This window comes from Mitsuokella sp. AF33-22, from assembly GCF_003475755.1.
Lineage (GTDB): Bacteria > Bacillota > Negativicutes > Selenomonadales > Selenomonadaceae > Mitsuokella.
In genome coordinates, this window is the sequence record NZ_QRQA01000010.1 from 72,638 (window position 1) to 91,185 (window position 18,548).

Below are 18,548 nucleotides of genomic sequence, written 5' to 3' on the forward strand. Positions count from 1 at the left end.
GCATGGCCAAGAAAAAACAGGAAATGACACCAGAAGAACGCCTTGCCGCTGCCCTCGTACCCGGAGAGGAACAGCCGTATCAGCTGCCAGAGGGATGGAAGTGGGTGTATCTGGGAAAAATCACTACGATTGTTGGCGGTGGAACACCATCATCCAGTCATCCAGAATATTACGATGGAGGAGAGGTCCCTTGGATTACTCCGGCAGATTTATCAAATTACCATGAAGTATATATTTCACGAGGTAAGAAAAATATTACGGAACAGGGACTGGCAAAGTCTTCGACGAAGTTAATGCCACCCAATACAGTGCTTCTGTCGTCCAGAGCGCCGATTGGCTATGTCGCGATTGCTGAAAATGACATTTGTACAAATCAGGGATTCAAGAGTTTTCTTCCGTCCGTGCACTTTGAGCCTCGGTATTTATATTGGTTTTTTAAGGGGAATCAAACACTTCTGACCCAGTATGCAAGTGGAACGACTTTTTTGGAATTATCGGCAAGACGCGCAGGAGAAATAAAGTTTCCTATTGCTCCGATTTCCGAGCAGCAACGCCTTGTCGCGCGCATCGAGTCCCTGTTTGCCAAGCTCGATGCTGCCAAGGAAAAGGTACAGTCCGTCTTCGATGCCCACGAAATGCGCAAAGCCGCCCTGCTGCATGATGCTTTTGCAGGAAAACTGACAGCGAAGTGGAGGACGGAACAAGGGATATCATTTGATGTATGGCGCGTAGAAAAGCTGGAAAATCTTTGTGAAAAAATCACTTGCGGAAAGACACCTAAAAATGATATATCATCGCAAGGAGAGATTCCTTACCTGAAAGTGTACAACATTGTGAACGATGAAATAGATTTTTTATCTAAGCCGCAATATATACCAAGATATGTTCACGACACGAAGTTAAAATCATCCATACTTAAGCCGAACGATGTGATTATGAACATTGTCGGCCCGCCACTGCGAAAAATTGCAATAATTCCCGATACATATCGCGAATGGAATATGAATCAAGCGATTGTAAGATTCCGTCCCAAAGATGGTTTAAATTATCGTTTTTTGTATTATGCCTTGTTGAATCCAGAGACGCTGGATGATGTTATTCAAAAGACAAAAGGTGTTGTGGGTCAAGCAAACATTTCCATAACACAATCAAGAAACCTAAAGATAAAACTCCCGTCTCTTTCTGAGCAGCAAGAGATTGTTCGTATCCTTGATCGGCTGCTTGGCCGCGAGGAGCAGGTTCGACAGTCGGCGGAGTCGGTGCTGGAAACGATTGATCGCATGAAACAGTCCATACTCGCGCGGGCATTCCGCGGCGAGCTTTAAGGGGCTGAGCTGGATCTTGCGTGATGATTACTGATAGGATGAATACGATGGAAAAAGATTGGATACCAGATATCTACAGCGATGTCCCGGTGGCGTATGTAGTCTATAAGCTGATCTTCGCCGAGGATGGCAAGACCGTGCAGGACGCGCAGTACGTCTTTGTCAACAAGATTTACTGCGAGATGGCGGGGCTGACAAAAGAAGAGCTTTTGGGGAAGCGCTTCTTGGAGGCCTACGAGAATGCGGACCTCGTCTGGATGACGTATTGTACGAGGGCGTATCAGGCGGGCAGGGCCATCCGTGACTGCATATATGCGCCGGAGATCGATCATTGGCTGGATTTCACGATCATGCCGCTCGAGCAGCCGGGCTATGTCGCTTACACATTCATGAATGTCGATCTCGACCGTGCGCGGCAGCTGCAGATGAAGCGCGAGTACACGACGAACGACATCATCCTGCGCATCTCGAAGATTCTCAACGGCGAGGACGATTACGAGACGGCGATGAACCACGCGCTGCGGGAGCTCAGCCATGTGCTGCACCCGGACCGTCTCTACATCCTCGAGACGGATGGCGAGACCGTCTCGAATACCTTTGAGTGGTGTGCGCCGGGCGTTCAGCCGGAGATGGATACGCTGCAGCATCTCGACTATCAGACGTACATCGGCGGCTGGGAGAAGTTCCTCGAGAAGGCGTCGAGCGTTATCATCGAGGATATCGAGATTTTGAGGGACGACGATCCCGTCGACTACTGGAACCTCAAGCGTCAGGGCATTGAGCGCATCATCGACGCGCCGTTCTATCACGCGGGCGAGCTCATCGGTTACCTCGGCGTCGACAACTATGAGAAGAGTGAACTTGTCAATACGGTCACGGTGCTCGAGACGGTGTCGTACTTCATCGCCTCGAAGATCACGAACCATCGCCTCATGGTGGAGCTCGAGCGTGCGAGCCGCTACGATGCGCTGACAGGGCTGCACAACCGCAACGCCTGCATCGAGAAGATTGACTTCCTGATGCAGCATTCGAGCTATGCGGGCATCGTCTACGCGGACGTCAACGGCCTCAAGGAGATTAACGACATGCACGGCCATCAGGCAGGCGATGAAGCGCTGAAGCGGGTGGCCCGGCTGCTCGCGAAGTGCTACGGCCTCGAGAACACCTACCGCATGGGCGGCGATGAATTCCTCGTGCTGATGCCGCTCGTCACAGCACTCGATTTCAAGAACAGCTTCCGCCGCCTGCGCGAGCTGGTCGGCCGTGAACAGGACTTGTCCATTGCCCTCGGCAGCAACTGGGTACCCGACACCGCGCACCTGAACGAAGCCATCTGCCGCACCGACCAGCGCATGTACAGCGACAAAGTCGAGTACTACAACCGCCACGGCAAAAAAATCCACGACCGCCACATCCCGCCCGAGATTCGGCAATCCACCGAAACAGAATCGCCTGTTTCTGTCTGACGACATGAAAAATCCCCATAAGAGCCTTGGAACGCTCATTTTCCAGGGCTTCTATGTTTTTTAGTGGCAAAGTTTCTTTTATGAGATCAGGTCTTTTCCTGAGATAAGTCGGATATACTTTTACCGAAGACATGCTGGTTGCAATTTTTTTTTGCATGTGATAAGATGATTTCCATATAAAGCAAAGACGATGAGGAAGAAGAGTACGCGCCTGGCCTGGTGCAGAGAGGGGACGGCTGGTGAGAGTCCCGGCAGGAGGGTGCGGAAGGTAGCTTCGGAGTTTTCCGGCTGAACGTCAGTAGGCGGGGACGTGGGCGGCGTTAACGCGAGAGTCATGCGGCCGTGGCTGCATGAGAAGATTGGTGGTACCACGAAGGCAGGCGCTTTCGTCCTTTTGGACGGAGGCGCTTTATTTTTTTGAGGAGGATTCGTATGCCAGAGAAAGAAGAGCTCGGGAACAACATCCCGAAGGTTTATGACCCGCAGTCGTTTGAGAAGAAATGGTATGAGTTCTGGGAGAAGAACAAGTTCTTCCATGCTGAGGTCGACAAGAGCAAGAAGCCGTACAGCATGGTCATCCCGCCGCCAAATGTCACGGGCCAGCTGCACATGGGTCATGCGCTTGACAATACCCTGCAGGACATCCTGATCCGCTACCACCGCATGCAGGGCTACAACACGGTCTGGATCCCGGGCTGTGATCACGCCGGCATAGCGACGCAGGCCAAGGTTGAGGCCGCTCTGCGCAAAGAAGGCACGAACCGCTATGAACTCGGCCGCGAGAAATTCCTCGAGCGCGTCTGGGACTGGAAGGAGAAGTTCGGCAGCCGCATCATGTTCCAGCTGCGTTCGCTCGGCTCTTCGCTTGACTGGGACCGCGAGCGCTTCACGATGGACGAGGGCTGCAGCCGCGCCGTCCGCGAGGTCTTCGTCAGCCTCTACGAAAAAGGACTTATCTATCAGGGCACGCGCATCACGAACTGGTGCCCGTCGTGCAACACGGCCATCTCGGACATCGAGGTCGAGCACGAGACGGAGCAGGGCCACCTCTGGCATCTGCGCTATGAGGTAGAGGGAGAGACGGGCAAGTATGTCGAGATCGCGACGACGCGTCCGGAGACGATGTTCGGCGATACGGGCGTCGCCGTCCATCCGGATGACGAGCGCTACAAAGATCTCGTCGGCAAGACGCTGATCCTGCCGGTCGTCGGCCGCCGCATCCCGCTGTTCGCCGATGAATACGTCGACAAGAACTTCGGCACGGGCGCCGTCAAGGTTACGCCGGCGCACGATCCGAACGACTTCGAGATGGGCCAGCGCCATCACCTCGAGGAAATCAAGGTCATTGGCAACACGGGCAAGATGCTCGAGGGTGCCGGCAAGTATGCGGGCATGGACCGCTATGAATGCCGCAAGGCTCTCGTCAAGGAGCTCGAGGAGACGGGCGTGCTCGTCTCGGTCGAGGATCATGAGCATTCCGTCGGCCATTGCTCGCGCTGCCATTCGACGATTGAGCCGCTCGTCTCGAAGCAGTGGTTCGTCAAGATGGAGGGCCTCGCAAAACCGGCCATCGAGGCGGTAAAGGACGGACGCATCCAGTTCGTGCCGGAACGCTTCACGAAGACGTACATCAACTGGCTCGAGAACATCCGCGACTGGTGCATCTCGCGTCAGCTCTGGTGGGGCCACCGCATCCCGGCGTGGTACTGCGATGACTGCGGCGAGACGAGCGTTTCGCGTACGGATCTCACGGAGTGCCCGCACTGTCATAGCAAGCATATCCATCAGGATGAGGACGTGCTCGACACGTGGTTCAGCTCGGGGCTCTGGCCGTTCGAGACGTTCGGCTGGCCGGACAAGACGCCGGAGCTCGAGCAGTTCTACCCGACGGCGACGCTCGTCACGGGCTATGACATCATCTTCTTCTGGGTCGCACGCATGGTCATGATGGGCCTGGAGTTCGGCAAGGACATCCCGTTCCATCACGTCTTCATTCACGGCCTCGTGCGCGACAGCCAGGGCCGCAAGATGAGCAAGTCGCTCGGCAACGGCATCGACCCGGTCGAGGTCGTCGAGAAGTACGGCGCCGATACGCTGCGCTTCATGCTCATTACGGGCAACACGCCGGGCAACGATATGCGCTTCTACTGGGAGCGCGTCGAGAGTGCGCGCAACTTCGCCAACAAGATCTGGAATGCGTCGCGCTACATGCTCATGAACCTCGAGGGCTTCGATAAGAGCTTCAAGCCGGAGGAGAACGACTTCACGCTTGCCGACAAGTGGATCCTTTCGCGCTATGCCAAGACGGCGGAAGGCGTCACGAAGAGTCTCGATAACTTCGAGCTCGGCGAGGCCGGCCGCATGATCTACGAGTTCATCTGGAACGAGTTCTGCGACTGGTACATCGAGCTCACGAAGGCCCGTCTCTACGACAAGGAAAATGTGCGCGCCAAGAATACGGCGCTCTATGTCCTTTCCTATGTCCTCGAGCATACGCTGCGCCTGCTGCATCCGTTCATGCCGTTCCTCACGGAGGAGATCTGGCAGAAGGTGCCGCATGACGAGACGTTCAAGAGCATCATGATCGCGGACTGGCCGACGGAGAGCGATGCGCTCGTCAACGATGCAGCCGAAGCACAGATGACGGCCATCATGGAGACGATCAAGACGGTGCGCAATCTGCGTGCCGAGGTCGGTGCGGCTCCGGGCCACAAGAGCGAGGTCATGCTCCACTTCACGGAAAGCGGCCTGCGTGAGGTCTTCGCCGAGAACGAGGGCTACCTCAAGGCGCTCGCTGCGGCTGAGCCGGTCACGCTGCTCGCGGACGATGCCGAGAAGCCGGAGAACGCCATGGCCGGTGTTGTCGATGGTGTCGAGATCTACCTGCCGCTCAAGGGCCTCATCGATGTCGAGAAGGAAACGGCCCGCCTGCAGAAGGAACTAGACAAGCTCGAGAAGGAGATCAAGCGCCTCACGGGCAAGCTCAGCAACGAGGGCTTCCTCAAGAAGGCCCCGGAGGCTGTCGTCGCCAAGGAGCGCGAGAAGCTCGCCGGCTATGAGGAGAAGAAGCAGGCTGTCGAGGGACGTATCCAGGATCTTGCCAAGCTTTGAGAAATGGAGCGACGTGATATGAATTATCAGGAAGCCATTTCCTATCTGGAAGGGCTGAAGATTTTTGGCATCCGGCTCGGACTCAGCCGCATCACCAGGCTGCTGGAGCTCCTGGGGGAGCCGCAGGATCGTTACCGCACAATCCATGTGACGGGGACGAATGGCAAGGGCTCTGTCTCGGCCATGCTCGAAGGCATCCTGCGCCGCAGCGGCATCCATACGGGCTTTTACAGCTCGCCGCATCTCGTTTCCTATACGGAGCGCATCCGCGTGGACGGTCAGGCCATCAGCGAGCAGGAGTTTGCTGACGGCGTGGCGCTCATCCGTAAGAAGGCGGAGCAGATGGCGGCGGAAGGCGACGAGTATCCGACGCAGTTCGAGGTCCTGACGGCCCTGGGCTTTTACTATTTCGCCAAGTGCCAGGTCGAATACGCTGTCATCGAGGTGGGTCTCGGCGGCACGCTCGATTCGACGAATGTCATCACGCCGGAGGTATCGGTCATCACGAATGTCACGTTTGAGCACGCGGATAAGCTGGGCGGTACGCTTGCAAGCATCGCGGAGAACAAGGCGGGCATTATCAAGGAGGGCGTGCCGGTGGTCACGGCGGCCACGGGCGAGCCGCTCGCTATCATCCGCAGCCGGGCTGAGGAAAAGAATGCCGATATCTTCGTGGCCGGTGAGGATTTCTCCTCGCGTTTCCTGTCCTGTGACGGGCGCACGCAGAAGCTGGAATTTACCTCCGAGCTGCTGGGGGTCGACAGGGAGCCGTATGAACTCCATCTGCTGGGCCGCCATCAGGTGGAGAACAGTTCGCTCGCTGTCATGACCTGCACGCTCCTGCACAACATCGATGAACGCATCACGATCACGCATGTCCGCGAGGCCCTGCGCATCGTGAGCTGGCCGGCCCGCTTTGAGCTCATCGAGCTTTCCGGGCAGAAGGTTCTCATTGACGGTGCTCATAATCCGGCTGGCATGCGCGTGCTGCGCCAGAGCCTCGATGATATTTTCCCCGCTGAGCAGCGCGTGCTGCTGCTCGGCATCCTGAAGGACAAGGACATCGACACAATGCTCGATATCCTTTTGCGTCCGACGGATACCGTCGTCGTGACCATGCCGCAGTCAGAACGCGCGGACAGCGCGGACGATCTGCTGCGCCGCGTGGCACCGGCCGTCCAGCATGTCGAGTCTTTCGCGGATAACCGCGAGGCTCTGCGGCGTGCCCTGGAACTGGCGAATAAGGAGCGCCTCCTCGTCATTGCGGGGTCTCTGTACCTCGTTGGCGGGGTGCGCCAGATGCTGCTCGCACGAAAGGATTGAGGTCATGGAGGATAATCAGACATCGGTACATATCCGTCAGAAACGCCGGGTCATCATGCGCGAGCGGCGCCGCCGCCGCATCCGGGCGATTGCCTGGTATGGCCTGCTCGCTGAGGTATTCCTGCTGCCGCTTTCGCCGGGCGCGGCGACCGCAGCTCTCCTGATCGCGAGCATCGCGACGGGGCTCCGTCTCTGGAAGGATGAGGAATTCCATTTCCGTCATCTGCCCTTTGACGTGCCGGCTATGCTCTTCGTGGTCATCAGCGCCCTGTCGGTGCTGGCTTCGCCAAACCGGGCGTTCAGTTTCTACAATTACTACAATCTTGTCGGCGTATACGTGCTGACGTATCTTTTAATCGGGCAGAATGTCCGGCAGCCGCAGCAGATGAAAATCATGCTGCGCGTGGCTGGCGTTTCTGCCGTACTGGTCATCCTTTACGGATATTACCAGTTCCTGTTCGGCATCGATATCAGTTCGATGAAATGGGTCGATGGCGACGCCTTCCCGGAACTCCGGAAGCGCGTGTTCTCGACCTGGGAGAACCCCAACATCCTGGCGGGGTATCTCGATATCGTCATCTGTTTGGCCTTCGGCCTCTTCATGCATGCCGGGGAGCGGAAGATGCGCACGATATTTGGCGTCTTCATGCTGGCGGCTGCGGCCTGCCTGGCCATGACGTATGCGCGCGGTGCCTGCCTGGTCATCGCGGTGATTCTCGCTGGCTACGGCGCTTTGAAGGACCGCCGCGTGCTGCTCGCCTGCGTGGTTGTCGGCGCACTGCTGCTCGCCGCTGATCCGGTGCTCTACGAGCGGCTGACCTCCGTGTTCACGAAGGTCGATACGTCGACGGAGATGCGCCTGGCCTTCTGGGAGAGCACGGTGGCCATGATCCAGGACCATCCCTTCCTCGGCATTGGCTGGGGAGCCTACTGGATGGTTTATCCGGAATACGATTTCTATCTGCAGGGCGCGGATATCCTCATTGTCCATGCGCATAACATCTACCTGAATTACATGGCGGAGATCGGCATTCCCGGTGCAGTGGCGTTCTTCTGGTTCTTCTTCGGCACGATGTTCCTGGCCCTGCACCAGCCGTTCGGCGGCAGGGAGAAGGAGGGGGAGCAGCGCCTGCTGCGCGGTCTGTCCCTCGGTCTGGGGCTTGCCGTCTTGTCGGTGGCGCTCAATGGCCTGACGGATGACCTGCTCTTCAACATCCCGTCGTCGATGGTGCTCTGGATGATGGCCGCTCTGACCGGTGCGCTCTCCTTCCTGAGTCGGCCGGCTGCCGATGAGGAGAAGCAGGCCCTGCCGTTCGGCCTGGATGAGGAGAAGCTGCGTGCCATCGGTACGCGTGTATCCTCTCTGTGGCAGGCGCATGGGCCGTCCATGGAAGAATCTGTGGCGGAAAAAGATGCAAATTCAGAAAATACAACGGCACCTGAAACAAAAACCGAGGCTGTTTCGGAGAAAACCGAGGCACCGCAGGAACAAGCTGGCAAAAAGCCGGCTGACGATGGCCATGTGACCATCTCGGCCGAAGACATTGCCGCCATCATCGAGGAGGCTTCGGTAAAGAAGTCTGACGCGCAGGAAACGGCTGATGCGCAGGACCCGGCTGCGCCGCAGCCCAGCGAAACGGCTGACGGCGATGCGGCTGCGCAGGCAGAGGAACAGGCTGCCGAGGACAAAACCGACACAGCCGATAAAGCCGACAAAGCAGCCAAAGACGGTGCAGATGATGCAGATGCTGTGGCTGATGCGGCCGATGCCGAAGAGACAGCCAGTTCACCGGATGCAGAAGAAGCATCAGATGAGCAGGCAGATGCGCCTGAAACGCAAGAGAAGGAGGATGCGCATGAAGGAACAGACAAGCATATCCAAGGCGACCATTGACCGCCTGCCGTTATATTTCCGCACCCTGCGGCTCGTGCAGGACGAGGGGCGGGATATCATTTCTTCCGAGGATCTCGGACGCCGTCTCGGCATCACGCCGGAGCAGATCCGCAAGGATCTCGCTTCCTTCGGCCAGTTCGGCAAGAAGGGCGTCGGGTACTACGTCAATGAGCTCAAGCGCAATGTGGGCGAGATACTGGGCCTCAACAACCATTGGAATATCGCGGTTGTCGGCATCGGTCATCTCGGCGCGGCGCTCGCCAACTACCAGAATTTCGTAACGCTGGGCTTCAATCTCGTGGCCCTTTTCGATCAGGACCCGAATGTCATCGGCACGATCGTCAACCACGTCAAGGTGGAGGATATCCGCAATCTCAAGAGGGTTGTCAAGGAACGCAATATCCAGATTGGCATTATCGCCGTTCCGGCTGCTTTTGCACAGGGCGTGGCCGACCAGCTTGTCGATGCCGGTGTCAAGGGCATCTGGAATTTTGCCCCCATCAAGATGAAGGTCCCCGAAACGATGCATATCGTCAATGAAGATCTGTCCATCGGGCTCAGCAGCCTTTCGTACCACATTACGAGAAAGTGAATATCGTCACGTACTCACGGACGTGCCGTCAATCAGACTGTATTGACGGCACGTCTTTTTCGTGGTATTCTTAGGCATGAGGCATAATTGATACATAACAATACGATAACCTATGATTATAGACTATCGTTATGATAACCTTGTGTTATAATTTTCTCAAACTCTCGTTTGTGAAGCACGGGGGCGAAGACCATTGTTGTATCGTATCCATGCTTTTACTGTTTTTTTACGAAGGGGAATCCCGATATCGATGGGGGAGGTTTTCTGATGATTGATATTCTCGATCGCGTGCGTAACAAGTCCCTGCAGGAGAAGATTGTGACTGCCGAAGAAGCTGCCGCATTCATCAAACCTGGCATGAATGTTGCGACGAGCGGATTCACAGCTTCTGCTTATCCAAAAGCTGTGCCGATTGCTCTGGCAGAGCGCATGAAGAAAGAACCGTTTACGATTAATCTGTGGACGGGTGCATCGACGGGCCCGGAGCTCGATGATGTCCTGGCTTCCGTACACGGCATCAAGAAACGTCTGCCGTATCAGACGGACAAGGTGCTTCGCAGTGAGATCAACGATGGCTCGGTCGATTATCTCGACCTGCATCTTTCGGAATCGGCTCAGCTGAGCCGCTGCGGCTATCTCGGCAAGATCGATGTAGCCATCGTCGAGGCATGTGCCATCACGGAAGAGGGCAACATCATCCCGACGACGTCTCTCGGCAACGCCGCTTCCTACGTGCAGTCGGCCGATACCGTCATCGTTGAGGTCAACGTATCTCAGCCGCTCGAGCTCGAGGGCATGCACGATGTCTACATCCCGCTCGACCCGCCAAACCGTCTGCCAATCCCAATCGTCAAGGCAGATGACCGCGTCGGCACGCCGTACATCCCGTGCACGCCGGAGAAGATCAAGTACATCGTTCCCTGCGATATCAAGGATCACACGCGTTCCCTGTCGGCCATCGACGAGAACTCCAAGAAGATGTCGGCCTTTACGCTCGACTTCCTGCAGAAGGAGATCGATGCGGGCCGCATGCCGAAGAACCTGCTGCCGCTGCAGTCGGGTGTCGGCAATGTCGCCAATGCCGTCATCGCAGGTTTCGTCGATTCGGACCTCAAGGATCTGACTGTTTACACCGAAGTCATCCAGGACGGCATGCTCGACCTCATCGATGCGGGCAAGCTGAATTTCGCTTCCGGCACGGCCTTCTCGCCGTCGCCTGAGGGCCTGGCACGCTTCTACAAAGATGTGGCAAAGTACAAGAAATATCTGCTGCTGCGCCCGGAGGAAATCTCCAACAGTCCGGAAGTCGTCCATCGTCTCGGCGTCATCGCCATGAATACGGCCATCGAAGTCGATATCTACGGCAACGTCAACTCGACCCATATCACGGGCACGAAGATGATGAACGGCATCGGCGGCAGCGGCGATTTCGCACGCAATGCTTACCTGACCATCTTCTACACGCCGTCGGTAGCCAAGGATGGCAAGATCTCCTCAGTTGTCCCGTTCTGCTCGCACATCGACCACACGGAACACGATGTCGATATCATCATCACGGAGCAGGGCATTGCCGACCTGCGCGGCAAGGCTCCGCGCGAGCGTGCGCTTGAGATCATCAACAACTGTGCTCATCCGGATTACCGTCCACAGCTGCTCGATTACTTCCAGCGTGCAGATGCTGCCACGAAGCACAATCATACGCCGCATATCCTCGAGGAAGCATTCTCGTTCCACGAGAAGTTCCTGAAGGACGGCACGATGAAATAAGCCATCAATCTCAAGATACATTTACATAGAGAATGACTGGAATGAAGTCAGGAGGATTTCCACTATGAGCAATGAAAAAATCCAGGCTGAGCTTGAAAAATACAAAGCCAGCGTCGAAAAAGCAATCGCCCGCTTCCCGGAGCGTCCGCATCTTCCGGAGCAGCGCCTCTATACGCCGCTCGACATCAAGGATGAGGACTATGCAGAGGAACTCAGCTTCCCAGGCGTTTATCCGTATACGCGCGGCGTACAGCCGACGATGTACCGCGGCCGCTTCTGGACGATGCGCATGTACGCAGGTTTCTCGACGGCTGAGGAATCCAACAAGCGCTACCGCATGCTGATTGAGAATGGCGCCACGGGCCTTTCCTGCGCCTTCGACCTGCCGACGCAGATCGGTTACGATTCCACGGACCCGATTGCAGAGGGCGAGGTCGGCAAGGTCGGTGTTGCCATCGATTCGCTGGCTGATATGGAGACGCTGTTCGACAAGATCGATCTGGGCAAGGTTTCCACGTCCATGACGATCAATGCACCGGCTTCGGTCCTGCTCGCCATGTACATCGCTGTTGCTGAGAAGCAGGGTGTTCCGGCTGACCAGCTGCGCGGTACGATCCAGAACGATATCCTCAAGGAGTATTCGGCCCGCGGCACGTACATCTTCCCGCCGCGTCCGTCGATGCGTCTGATCACGAATATCTTTGAATATTGCTCGAAATACGTACCGAAATGGAATACGATCTCCATTTCCGGCTACCATATCCGTGAGGCTGGTTCGACGGCTGCACAGGAAATCGCCTTCACGATTGCCGATGGTATCGCTTACTGCGAGGCAGCTCTCAAGGCTGGCCTGCACATCGACGATTTCGCCGGCCGTCTGTCCTTCTTCTGGAATGCACACAACAATGTGCTGGAAGAAGTTGCGAAGTTCCGTGCGTCCCGCCGTATCTGGGCCAAGGTCATGAAAGAGCGCTTCCATGCTCAGAAGGACAAGTCCATGAAGCTGCGCTTCCATACGCAGACGGCTGGTTCCATGCTGACGGCTCAGCAGCCGAACAACAACATCGTCCGCGTTGCTCTGCAGACGGCCGCTGCTGTCATGGGCGGTACGCAGTCCCTGCACACGAACTCCCGCGATGAAGCACTTGCTCTGCCGACGCAGGAATCCGTCACGATCGCTCTGCGCACGCAGCAGATCGTCGCTTACGAAAGCGGCCTGGCCGATGTCATCGATCCGCTGGCCGGCTCCTACTACGTCGAGGCCATGACGAACAAGATCGAGGCTGAGGCTTGGGACTACATCAAGAAGATTGACGAGATGGGCGGCGCCGTTGCTGCCATCGAGAAGGGCTACATCCAGAAGGAAATCCAGGACAGCGCTTACAAGTGGCAGATGGACGTTGAGTCCGGTGCCCGCACGATTGTCGGCGTCAACAAGTTCCAGATGGAAAACGAAGAACCTCCAAAAGACCTGCTGAAGGTTGATGAAGCTGTCGGCGAGCGCCAGAAGGCTAAAGTCGAGGCCATGAAGGCAAAACGCGACAACGAAGCAGTCAAGGCTGCACTGGCTGACCTCAAGGCTGCCTGCGAGGATGAGCATGAAAACCTCATGCCGCATATCCTGGCTGCTGTCAAGACGTATGCAACCCTCGGCGAGATCTGCAACGTCATGCGTGAAGTATTCGGTGAATACGAGGCACATGTCAGCCTTTAAGCTGTCATCTGCCGCAGGAATCTTGCGTACACGTATCGCCTTGTGCGATAGTTTGGAGGAATCGAAATGGAAAAGAAAATCAGAGTATTAGTTGCAAAACCGGGCCTTGACGGCCATGACCGCGGTGCAAAGGTCGTTGCCCGCGCGCTGCGTGATGCTGGCTTCGAGGTCATCTATACGGGCCTGCGCCAGACGCCGGAACAGATTGCCGAAGCTGCCCTGCAGGAAGATGTCAACGTCATTGCGATGAGCATCCTCTCCGGTGCACACGGCCATCTCTTCCCGAAAGTCGTCGACCTCGTCCGCAAGGAAGGCATGAACGATGTCCTGATCATCGGCGGCGGCGTCATCCCTGAGGCTGATATCCCGGCCCTCAAGGAAGCCGGCATTGCCGAGGTCTTCACGCCGGGCACGCCGACGGGCGACGTTGTCAACTTCATCAAAGAACATGTAAAAGCGTAAGCATAAGTGTTGGGAGCCTGGGGCCGATGGGAATCTTGGCCCCTTGCTGCCAGCACTATTTTATTGCAGCCATCTGTAAACGGCAGGCGTTTGGATGGTTGACGATTGAATCATGAGAAAGGTGGTGAGGTCTTGGATATAGCAAAGGAGCTTTTGGCGGGCAACCGTCTGGCGCTTTCCCGTGCCATCACGGCCATCGAGAATGAATACGAGGAAGCGACGGATATCATGAAGGAGATTTATCCGCACACAGGCCATGCTTATGTCCTGGGCATTACCGGCCCTCCTGGTGCCGGCAAGAGCACGCTGACTGATAAGATTGCCAGAGCGTACCGCTCACAGGGTAAGACGGTGGGTATCATCGCCGTGGATCCGACGAGCCCGTTCACGGGCGGTGCCATTCTCGGCGACCGCATCCGCATGAACGGCCTGACGCTCGATGAAGGCGTATTCATCCGCAGCATGGGCACGCGCGGCAGCCTCGGCGGACTGTCCCATAAGACGGCCGATGCCGTCAAGGCTATGGATGCCTTCGGCAAGGATATCATCATCGTCGAGACGGTCGGTGTCGGCCAGTCCGAGGTCGATATCGTCAAGGCCGCTGATACGACGGTAGTCGTGCTGATCCCCGGCATGGGCGATGACATCCAGGCCATCAAGGCCGGTATCCTCGAGATCGGTGACGTGTTCTGCGTCAACAAGGCCGATCACGACGGAGCCGACAAGCTCGTGCGTGAGCTCAACATGATGCTCGATCTCGATGCGAATACCATGATGACTTCGGATGAGACGAAGAAGGCCCTGCAGGATCAGTTCCATCATCTGTCGGCCGCCATCATGGCGCCGACGACGGGCTGGCGTCCGTCCATCGACAAAGTAGTCGCCAATCAGAATGAGGGCATTGATGTGCTGCTTGAAAGCATCCACAAGCATCGCGTCCATATCGAAGGCGACGGCGAGCTTTCCTGGCGCCGCACGAAGCGCACGCGCGATGAAATGCTCGATATCCTCGAGAGCAGCATCGGACGCTACGTCAAGAACAAGATTGTCGCGACGGGCAGGCTTGATGGCTACGTCAAGCAGATTAAGCATCATGAGACAGACCCGTACTCCGTAGTCGGGGAGCTGCTTCAGGAAATGCTGAAATAACGAGAGTTTAATGATTTTGGAGGAGGAAACCATTATGTTCAAGGTTTTAGGTGTCGACCATATCGGTATTGCTGTCACGGATCTCAAGGAAGTCGGTGCATTCTGGACGGAAGCACTTGGCCTGCCGGCCAACGGCGAAGAGACGGTTGCGGAGCAGAAGGTCACGACGGGCTTCTTCCCGACGCCGAATGGCAGCGAGATTGAGCTGCTGGCTGCTACGGATGAGGAATCCCCGATCGCGAAATTCATCGAGAAGAACAAGGGCCGCGGCGGCATCCAGCACATCGCTCTGCGCGTCGATGACCTCGAGGCTGCTCTGGCAGACCTCAAGGAGAAGGGCGTGCGCCTCATCGATGAGAAGCCGCGCAAGGGTGCAGGCGGTGCCAAGATTGCATTTGTTCATCCGAAAGCTTCCCACGGCGTCCTCCTCGAGCTCTGCCAGCGCGACTAAGTTTTATCACTTGGTGATAAATCCTTGCATTTTTCACGTAAATCGTGCAAAATAGAACTTGCAAGAACAAAGCGATATGCTTTACATTAGGAGGTATATAATGGCTACTGTTCAGGAAAAAATTGACCTGATGAATGCGAAAAAAGCACACATCAGATTGGGTGGCGGTCAGGCTCGCATTGACAAGCAGCATCAAAAGGGCAAGCTGACGGCTCGTGAACGCATCAACATGCTGTTCGATGAGGGCACATTTGTCGAGCTTGATATGTTCATGAAGCATCGCTGCACGAACTTCGGCATGGAGAAAAAGGAAATGCCTGGTGAAGGTGTTGTCACGGGCTACGGCACGATCGACGGACGCCTCGTCTATGCTTATGCACAGGACTTCACGGTTTCGGGCGGTTCGCTCGGCGAGAAGCACGCACATAAGATCTGGAAAGTCCAGGATCTGGCTCTCAAGATGGGCGCACCCTGTATCGGCATCAACGATTCCGGCGGTGCCCGCATCCAGGAAGCAGTCGATGCCCTCTCGGGATTTGGCGGCATTTTCTACCGCAATACGGCTTCTTCGGGTGTCATCCCGCAGATCTCCGTCATCATGGGACCGTGCGCCGGCGGTGCTGTTTACAGCCCGGCCATCACGGATTTCATCTACATGGTCAAGAACACGAGCCAGATGTTCATCACGGGCCCGGCCGTCATCAAATCCGTTACGGCTGAGGAAGTCACGGCAGAGCAGCTCGGCGGTGCGATGACGCACAACACGAGAAGCGGTGTCGCTCACTTCGCGGCAGAGAACGAAGAGGACTGCATCAAGCAGATCCGTTACCTGCTGTCCTTCCTGCCGAGCAACAACATGGAAGATGCACCGGTCGTCGAGACGGGTGATGATCCGGACCGCCAGGATGAGAGCCTCAACACCATCATCCCGGACAATCCGAACATGCCGTACGATATGAAGGATGTCATCCGTTCGCTCGTCGATAACGGTGAATTCTACGAAGTGCATGAGCATTTCGCCACGAACATCATCTGCTGCTTCGCACGTTTCGACGGCCGCAGCGTTGGTATCATCGCCAACCAGCCGAACGTCATGGCCGGCTGCCTCGATGTCGATGCATCCGATAAGGCGGCACGCTTCATCCGCTTCTGCGATGCCTTCAACATCCCGCTCGTCAACCTCGTCGATGTACCGGGCTTCCTGCCGGGTGTCGATCAGGAGCACAACGGCATCATCCGCCACGGCGCCAAGATGCTCTACGCGTACAGCGAGGCGACGGTGCCGAAGGTCACGGTCATCACGCGCAAGGCATACGGCGGCTCCTACATCGCCATGTGCTGCCGCGAGCTCGGTGCCGATCAGGTCATGGCATGGCCGACGGCTGAGATCGCTGTCATGGGTCCGGCTGGTGCAGCCAACATCATCTTCCGCAAGGATCCGGACAAGGAAGCAAAGACGAAGGAATACGTCGAGAACTTTGCTACGCCGTACGTTGCGGCTGAGCGCGGCTACGTCGATATGGTCATCGAGCCGAAGGAGACGCGCCCCTGCATCATCACGGCCCTCAATGCCCTTGCCAGCAAGCGCGAGGTCGGCCCTGCCAAGAAGCACGGCAATATTCCGCTTTGATTGAGGGGTGAGCAACTTGAAAATTGATGCAAAAGAGGTCAGCCCGGAAGTCGTTGCTGCGATTTCGGCTGCTGTCCAGATGATGACCGGCAATCGTGTCATCGCCGTCCGCATCAAGCGCACGAGCAACGCCTGGGCCCTGGCTGCCCGCGGCGGCCGCCGCTGAAGCTGATGCGTCATCCATGATGGATTACAGATAACTTGGAGGAAAGTTCAATGAAAAAGTTCAATATCACGGTCAATGGCACGTCCTATGAAGTAGAAGTAGAAGAAGTAAAGGCTGCTCCGGCTGCTGCTCCGAAAGCAGCTGCACCGAAGGCCGCTCCGGCTCCGAAAGCTCCGGCTGCCCCGGCTGCTCCGGCCAAGGCCGCTGTCGCTGCCGGCGCTGGTGAGCATTCCATCGATGCTCCGATGCCGGGCAAGATCGTCAAGCTCGTCGCTCAGGAAGGCCAGGCTGTCAAGGCCGGCGATGTCCTGCTGATCCTCGAGGCCATGAAGATGCAGAATGAGATCACGGCTGATGCAGACGGCACGGTCAAGACGTTCAACGTCACGGCTGGTCAGAGCGTTAAGGTTCACGATTCTCTCGTCATCCTCGGCTGATCGCTATAGCATGGGGCTGCCGCATCGGGCAATTACCGGGTGCCGGCAGCCCTTTTTCGTATCCATTCATTCATATAAGGAGGCTTATCATGGCGACACGTTTGACTGAACTTCTGGGGATCCGCTATCCCATCATTCAGGGCGGCATGGCCTGGATCTCGGACGCAGGCCTGGCTGCGGCCGTATCGAATGCGGGCGGTGCCGGCATCATCTCAACGGGCGGGCGGACGACGGAATATACGGAGCAGGAGATTCGCCGCTGCCGGACGCTCACCGACAAGCCGTTTGGCGTCAATGTCATGCTCATGGCTCCGAACAAAGAAGAGATCGTCGAGGTCATCTGCCGGGAGAAGCCGGCCTTCGTGACCCTCGGTGCCGGCAACCCCGTGCCGTATTTTGATAAACTGCACGAAGCGGGCATCAAGGTCATTCCCGTGGTACCGAATCTGCGCCTGGCAAAGCGCGTCGAGGCGAAGGGGGCTGATGCAATCGTCGTCGAGGGCATGGAGGCCGGCGGCCACATCGGCACGCTCTGCACGCTGCCGCTCATGACGCAGGTCATCCCCGAGGTGCACATCCCCGTCATCATGGCGGGCGGCTTTGCTGATGGACGCGGTCTGGCTGCGGCGCTTTTGATGGGCGCGGCCGGCGTGCAGATGGGCACGCGCTTCCTCGTGGCGCAGGAATGCCCCGCGCATCCGAATATGAAGCAGAAACTGCTCGAGGCGACGGATACCGACAGCATCGTGACGGGCCTGACCATCGGCGGCGCCGTGCGCGGCTTGCGCAATCCGTTTGCGGAGCATTTCGTCGAGCTGGAGCTCGCCGGAGAAACGGATAAGGATACGCTCCTCAAGATGGCTACGGGTACGAACCGGCTGGCAGCGGTCGACGGCGATGTGGAGCACGGCATGATGCAGGCTGGTCAGAGCCTGACACCACTCACCGCCATTGAGCCGGCAGCCGTGATTATTGAGCGGATCGTCCGGCAGGCACGCGAAACGCTTGACAAAGCTGCTACAATAAAAATATAATTGAGATGGAATTTCAAGAGCGCAGGC

14 protein-coding genes, 1 pseudogene and 1 other annotated feature are annotated in these 18,548 nt (G+C 56.9%); all 15 genes and pseudogenes read left to right on the top strand.

All coding sequences use genetic code 11. From position 1 onward, the window contains the following. Positions 1–2: 2 nt before the first annotated feature. The 15 genes and pseudogenes from DWZ54_RS07735 to DWZ54_RS07805 all read left to right on the top strand — a co-directional run bounded on the left by DWZ54_RS07735 (position 3) and on the right by DWZ54_RS07805 (position 18,521). Positions 3–1,325 carry a restriction endonuclease subunit S gene (locus DWZ54_RS07735; protein ID WP_118475302.1) on the top strand — a complete coding sequence of 441 codons (1,323 nt, stop codon included), beginning with the start codon at positions 3–5 and terminating at the stop codon, positions 1,323–1,325. Between the two features lie 47 nt (positions 1,326–1,372). Further along, positions 1,373–2,791 (top strand): sensor domain-containing diguanylate cyclase, encoded by a 1,419-nt coding sequence (locus DWZ54_RS07740; protein ID WP_233541653.1) that lies wholly within the window; start codon positions 1,373–1,375, stop codon positions 2,789–2,791. Positions 2,792–2,972: 181 nt separating this feature from the next. Then, positions 2,973–3,188: a binding site (T-box leader), on the top strand. Between the two features lie 35 nt (positions 3,189–3,223). Next, positions 3,224–5,902, top strand: coding sequence for a valine--tRNA ligase (locus DWZ54_RS07745; RefSeq protein ID WP_118475306.1), 2,679 nt, complete (start codon positions 3,224–3,226; stop codon positions 5,900–5,902). A gap of 18 nt (positions 5,903–5,920) precedes the next feature. Further along, positions 5,921–7,225 (top strand): folylpolyglutamate synthase/dihydrofolate synthase family protein, encoded by a 1,305-nt coding sequence (locus DWZ54_RS07750; RefSeq protein ID WP_118475308.1) that lies wholly within the window; start codon positions 5,921–5,923, stop codon positions 7,223–7,225. A gap of 55 nt (positions 7,226–7,280) precedes the next feature. After that, positions 7,281–8,531: pseudogene (locus DWZ54_RS12030) on the top strand (O-antigen ligase family protein); the annotation flags it as partial. Between the two features lie 550 nt (positions 8,532–9,081). Beyond that, positions 9,082–9,711, top strand: a complete 630-nt coding sequence (locus DWZ54_RS07760; protein ID WP_233541654.1) for a redox-sensing transcriptional repressor Rex — start codon at positions 9,082–9,084, stop codon at positions 9,709–9,711. A gap of 267 nt (positions 9,712–9,978) precedes the next feature. Continuing rightward, positions 9,979–11,478 carry an acetyl-CoA hydrolase/transferase family protein gene (locus tag DWZ54_RS07765; protein WP_118475312.1) on the top strand — a complete coding sequence of 500 codons (1,500 nt, stop codon included), beginning with the start codon at positions 9,979–9,981 and terminating at the stop codon, positions 11,476–11,478. Between the two features lie 64 nt (positions 11,479–11,542). Then, positions 11,543–13,192, top strand: coding sequence for a methylmalonyl-CoA mutase (locus tag DWZ54_RS07770; protein ID WP_118013835.1), 1,650 nt, complete (start codon positions 11,543–11,545; stop codon positions 13,190–13,192). A 66-nt stretch (positions 13,193–13,258) separates the two neighbouring features. After that, entirely contained in the window at positions 13,259–13,654 is a 396-nt protein-coding gene (locus tag DWZ54_RS07775; RefSeq protein WP_118013837.1) for a cobalamin B12-binding domain-containing protein, read from the top strand. A 132-nt stretch (positions 13,655–13,786) separates the two neighbouring features. Continuing rightward, positions 13,787–14,803, top strand: a complete 1,017-nt coding sequence (gene meaB, locus DWZ54_RS07780; RefSeq protein ID WP_118475314.1) for a methylmalonyl Co-A mutase-associated GTPase MeaB — start codon at positions 13,787–13,789, stop codon at positions 14,801–14,803. 34 nt (positions 14,804–14,837) lie between these two features. Next, on the top strand, positions 14,838–15,254 hold the full coding sequence (gene mce, locus DWZ54_RS07785; protein ID WP_118013841.1) for a methylmalonyl-CoA epimerase: 417 nt from the start codon (positions 14,838–14,840) through the stop codon (positions 15,252–15,254). Between the two features lie 100 nt (positions 15,255–15,354). Beyond that, entirely contained in the window at positions 15,355–16,884 is a 1,530-nt protein-coding gene (locus tag DWZ54_RS07790; RefSeq protein WP_118013843.1) for an acyl-CoA carboxylase subunit beta, read from the top strand. 16 nt (positions 16,885–16,900) lie between these two features. Beyond that, positions 16,901–17,050, top strand: a complete 150-nt coding sequence (locus tag DWZ54_RS07795; RefSeq protein ID WP_199497476.1) for a methylmalonyl-CoA carboxyltransferase — start codon at positions 16,901–16,903, stop codon at positions 17,048–17,050. A 50-nt stretch (positions 17,051–17,100) separates the two neighbouring features. Then, the gene (locus DWZ54_RS07800) at positions 17,101–17,487 is read left to right on the top strand and encodes a biotin/lipoyl-containing protein (protein ID WP_118475316.1); all 387 of its coding nucleotides are present in this window, start codon (positions 17,101–17,103) and stop codon (positions 17,485–17,487) included. Between the two features lie 89 nt (positions 17,488–17,576). Then, the gene (locus tag DWZ54_RS07805) at positions 17,577–18,521 is read left to right on the top strand and encodes a nitronate monooxygenase (protein WP_118475318.1); all 945 of its coding nucleotides are present in this window, start codon (positions 17,577–17,579) and stop codon (positions 18,519–18,521) included. Positions 18,522–18,548 lie beyond the last annotated feature (27 nt).

Coding starts and splice junctions, on each gene's coding strand:
- DWZ54_RS07735 (WP_118475302.1), top strand. CDS start 3: ATGGCCAAGAAAAAACAGGAAATGACACCAGAAGAACGCCTTGCCGCT.
- DWZ54_RS07740 (WP_233541653.1), top strand. CDS start 1,373: ATGGAAAAAGATTGGATACCAGATATCTACAGCGATGTCCCGGTGGCG.
- DWZ54_RS07745 (WP_118475306.1), top strand. CDS start 3,224: ATGCCAGAGAAAGAAGAGCTCGGGAACAACATCCCGAAGGTTTATGAC.
- DWZ54_RS07750 (WP_118475308.1), top strand. CDS start 5,921: ATGAATTATCAGGAAGCCATTTCCTATCTGGAAGGGCTGAAGATTTTT.
- DWZ54_RS07760 (WP_233541654.1), top strand. CDS start 9,082: ATGAAGGAACAGACAAGCATATCCAAGGCGACCATTGACCGCCTGCCG.
- DWZ54_RS07765 (WP_118475312.1), top strand. CDS start 9,979: ATGATTGATATTCTCGATCGCGTGCGTAACAAGTCCCTGCAGGAGAAG.
- DWZ54_RS07770 (WP_118013835.1), top strand. CDS start 11,543: ATGAGCAATGAAAAAATCCAGGCTGAGCTTGAAAAATACAAAGCCAGC.
- DWZ54_RS07775 (WP_118013837.1), top strand. CDS start 13,259: ATGGAAAAGAAAATCAGAGTATTAGTTGCAAAACCGGGCCTTGACGGC.
- mce (WP_118013841.1), top strand. CDS start 14,838: ATGTTCAAGGTTTTAGGTGTCGACCATATCGGTATTGCTGTCACGGAT.
- DWZ54_RS07790 (WP_118013843.1), top strand. CDS start 15,355: ATGGCTACTGTTCAGGAAAAAATTGACCTGATGAATGCGAAAAAAGCA.
- DWZ54_RS07800 (WP_118475316.1), top strand. CDS start 17,101: ATGAAAAAGTTCAATATCACGGTCAATGGCACGTCCTATGAAGTAGAA.
- DWZ54_RS07805 (WP_118475318.1), top strand. CDS start 17,577: ATGGCGACACGTTTGACTGAACTTCTGGGGATCCGCTATCCCATCATT.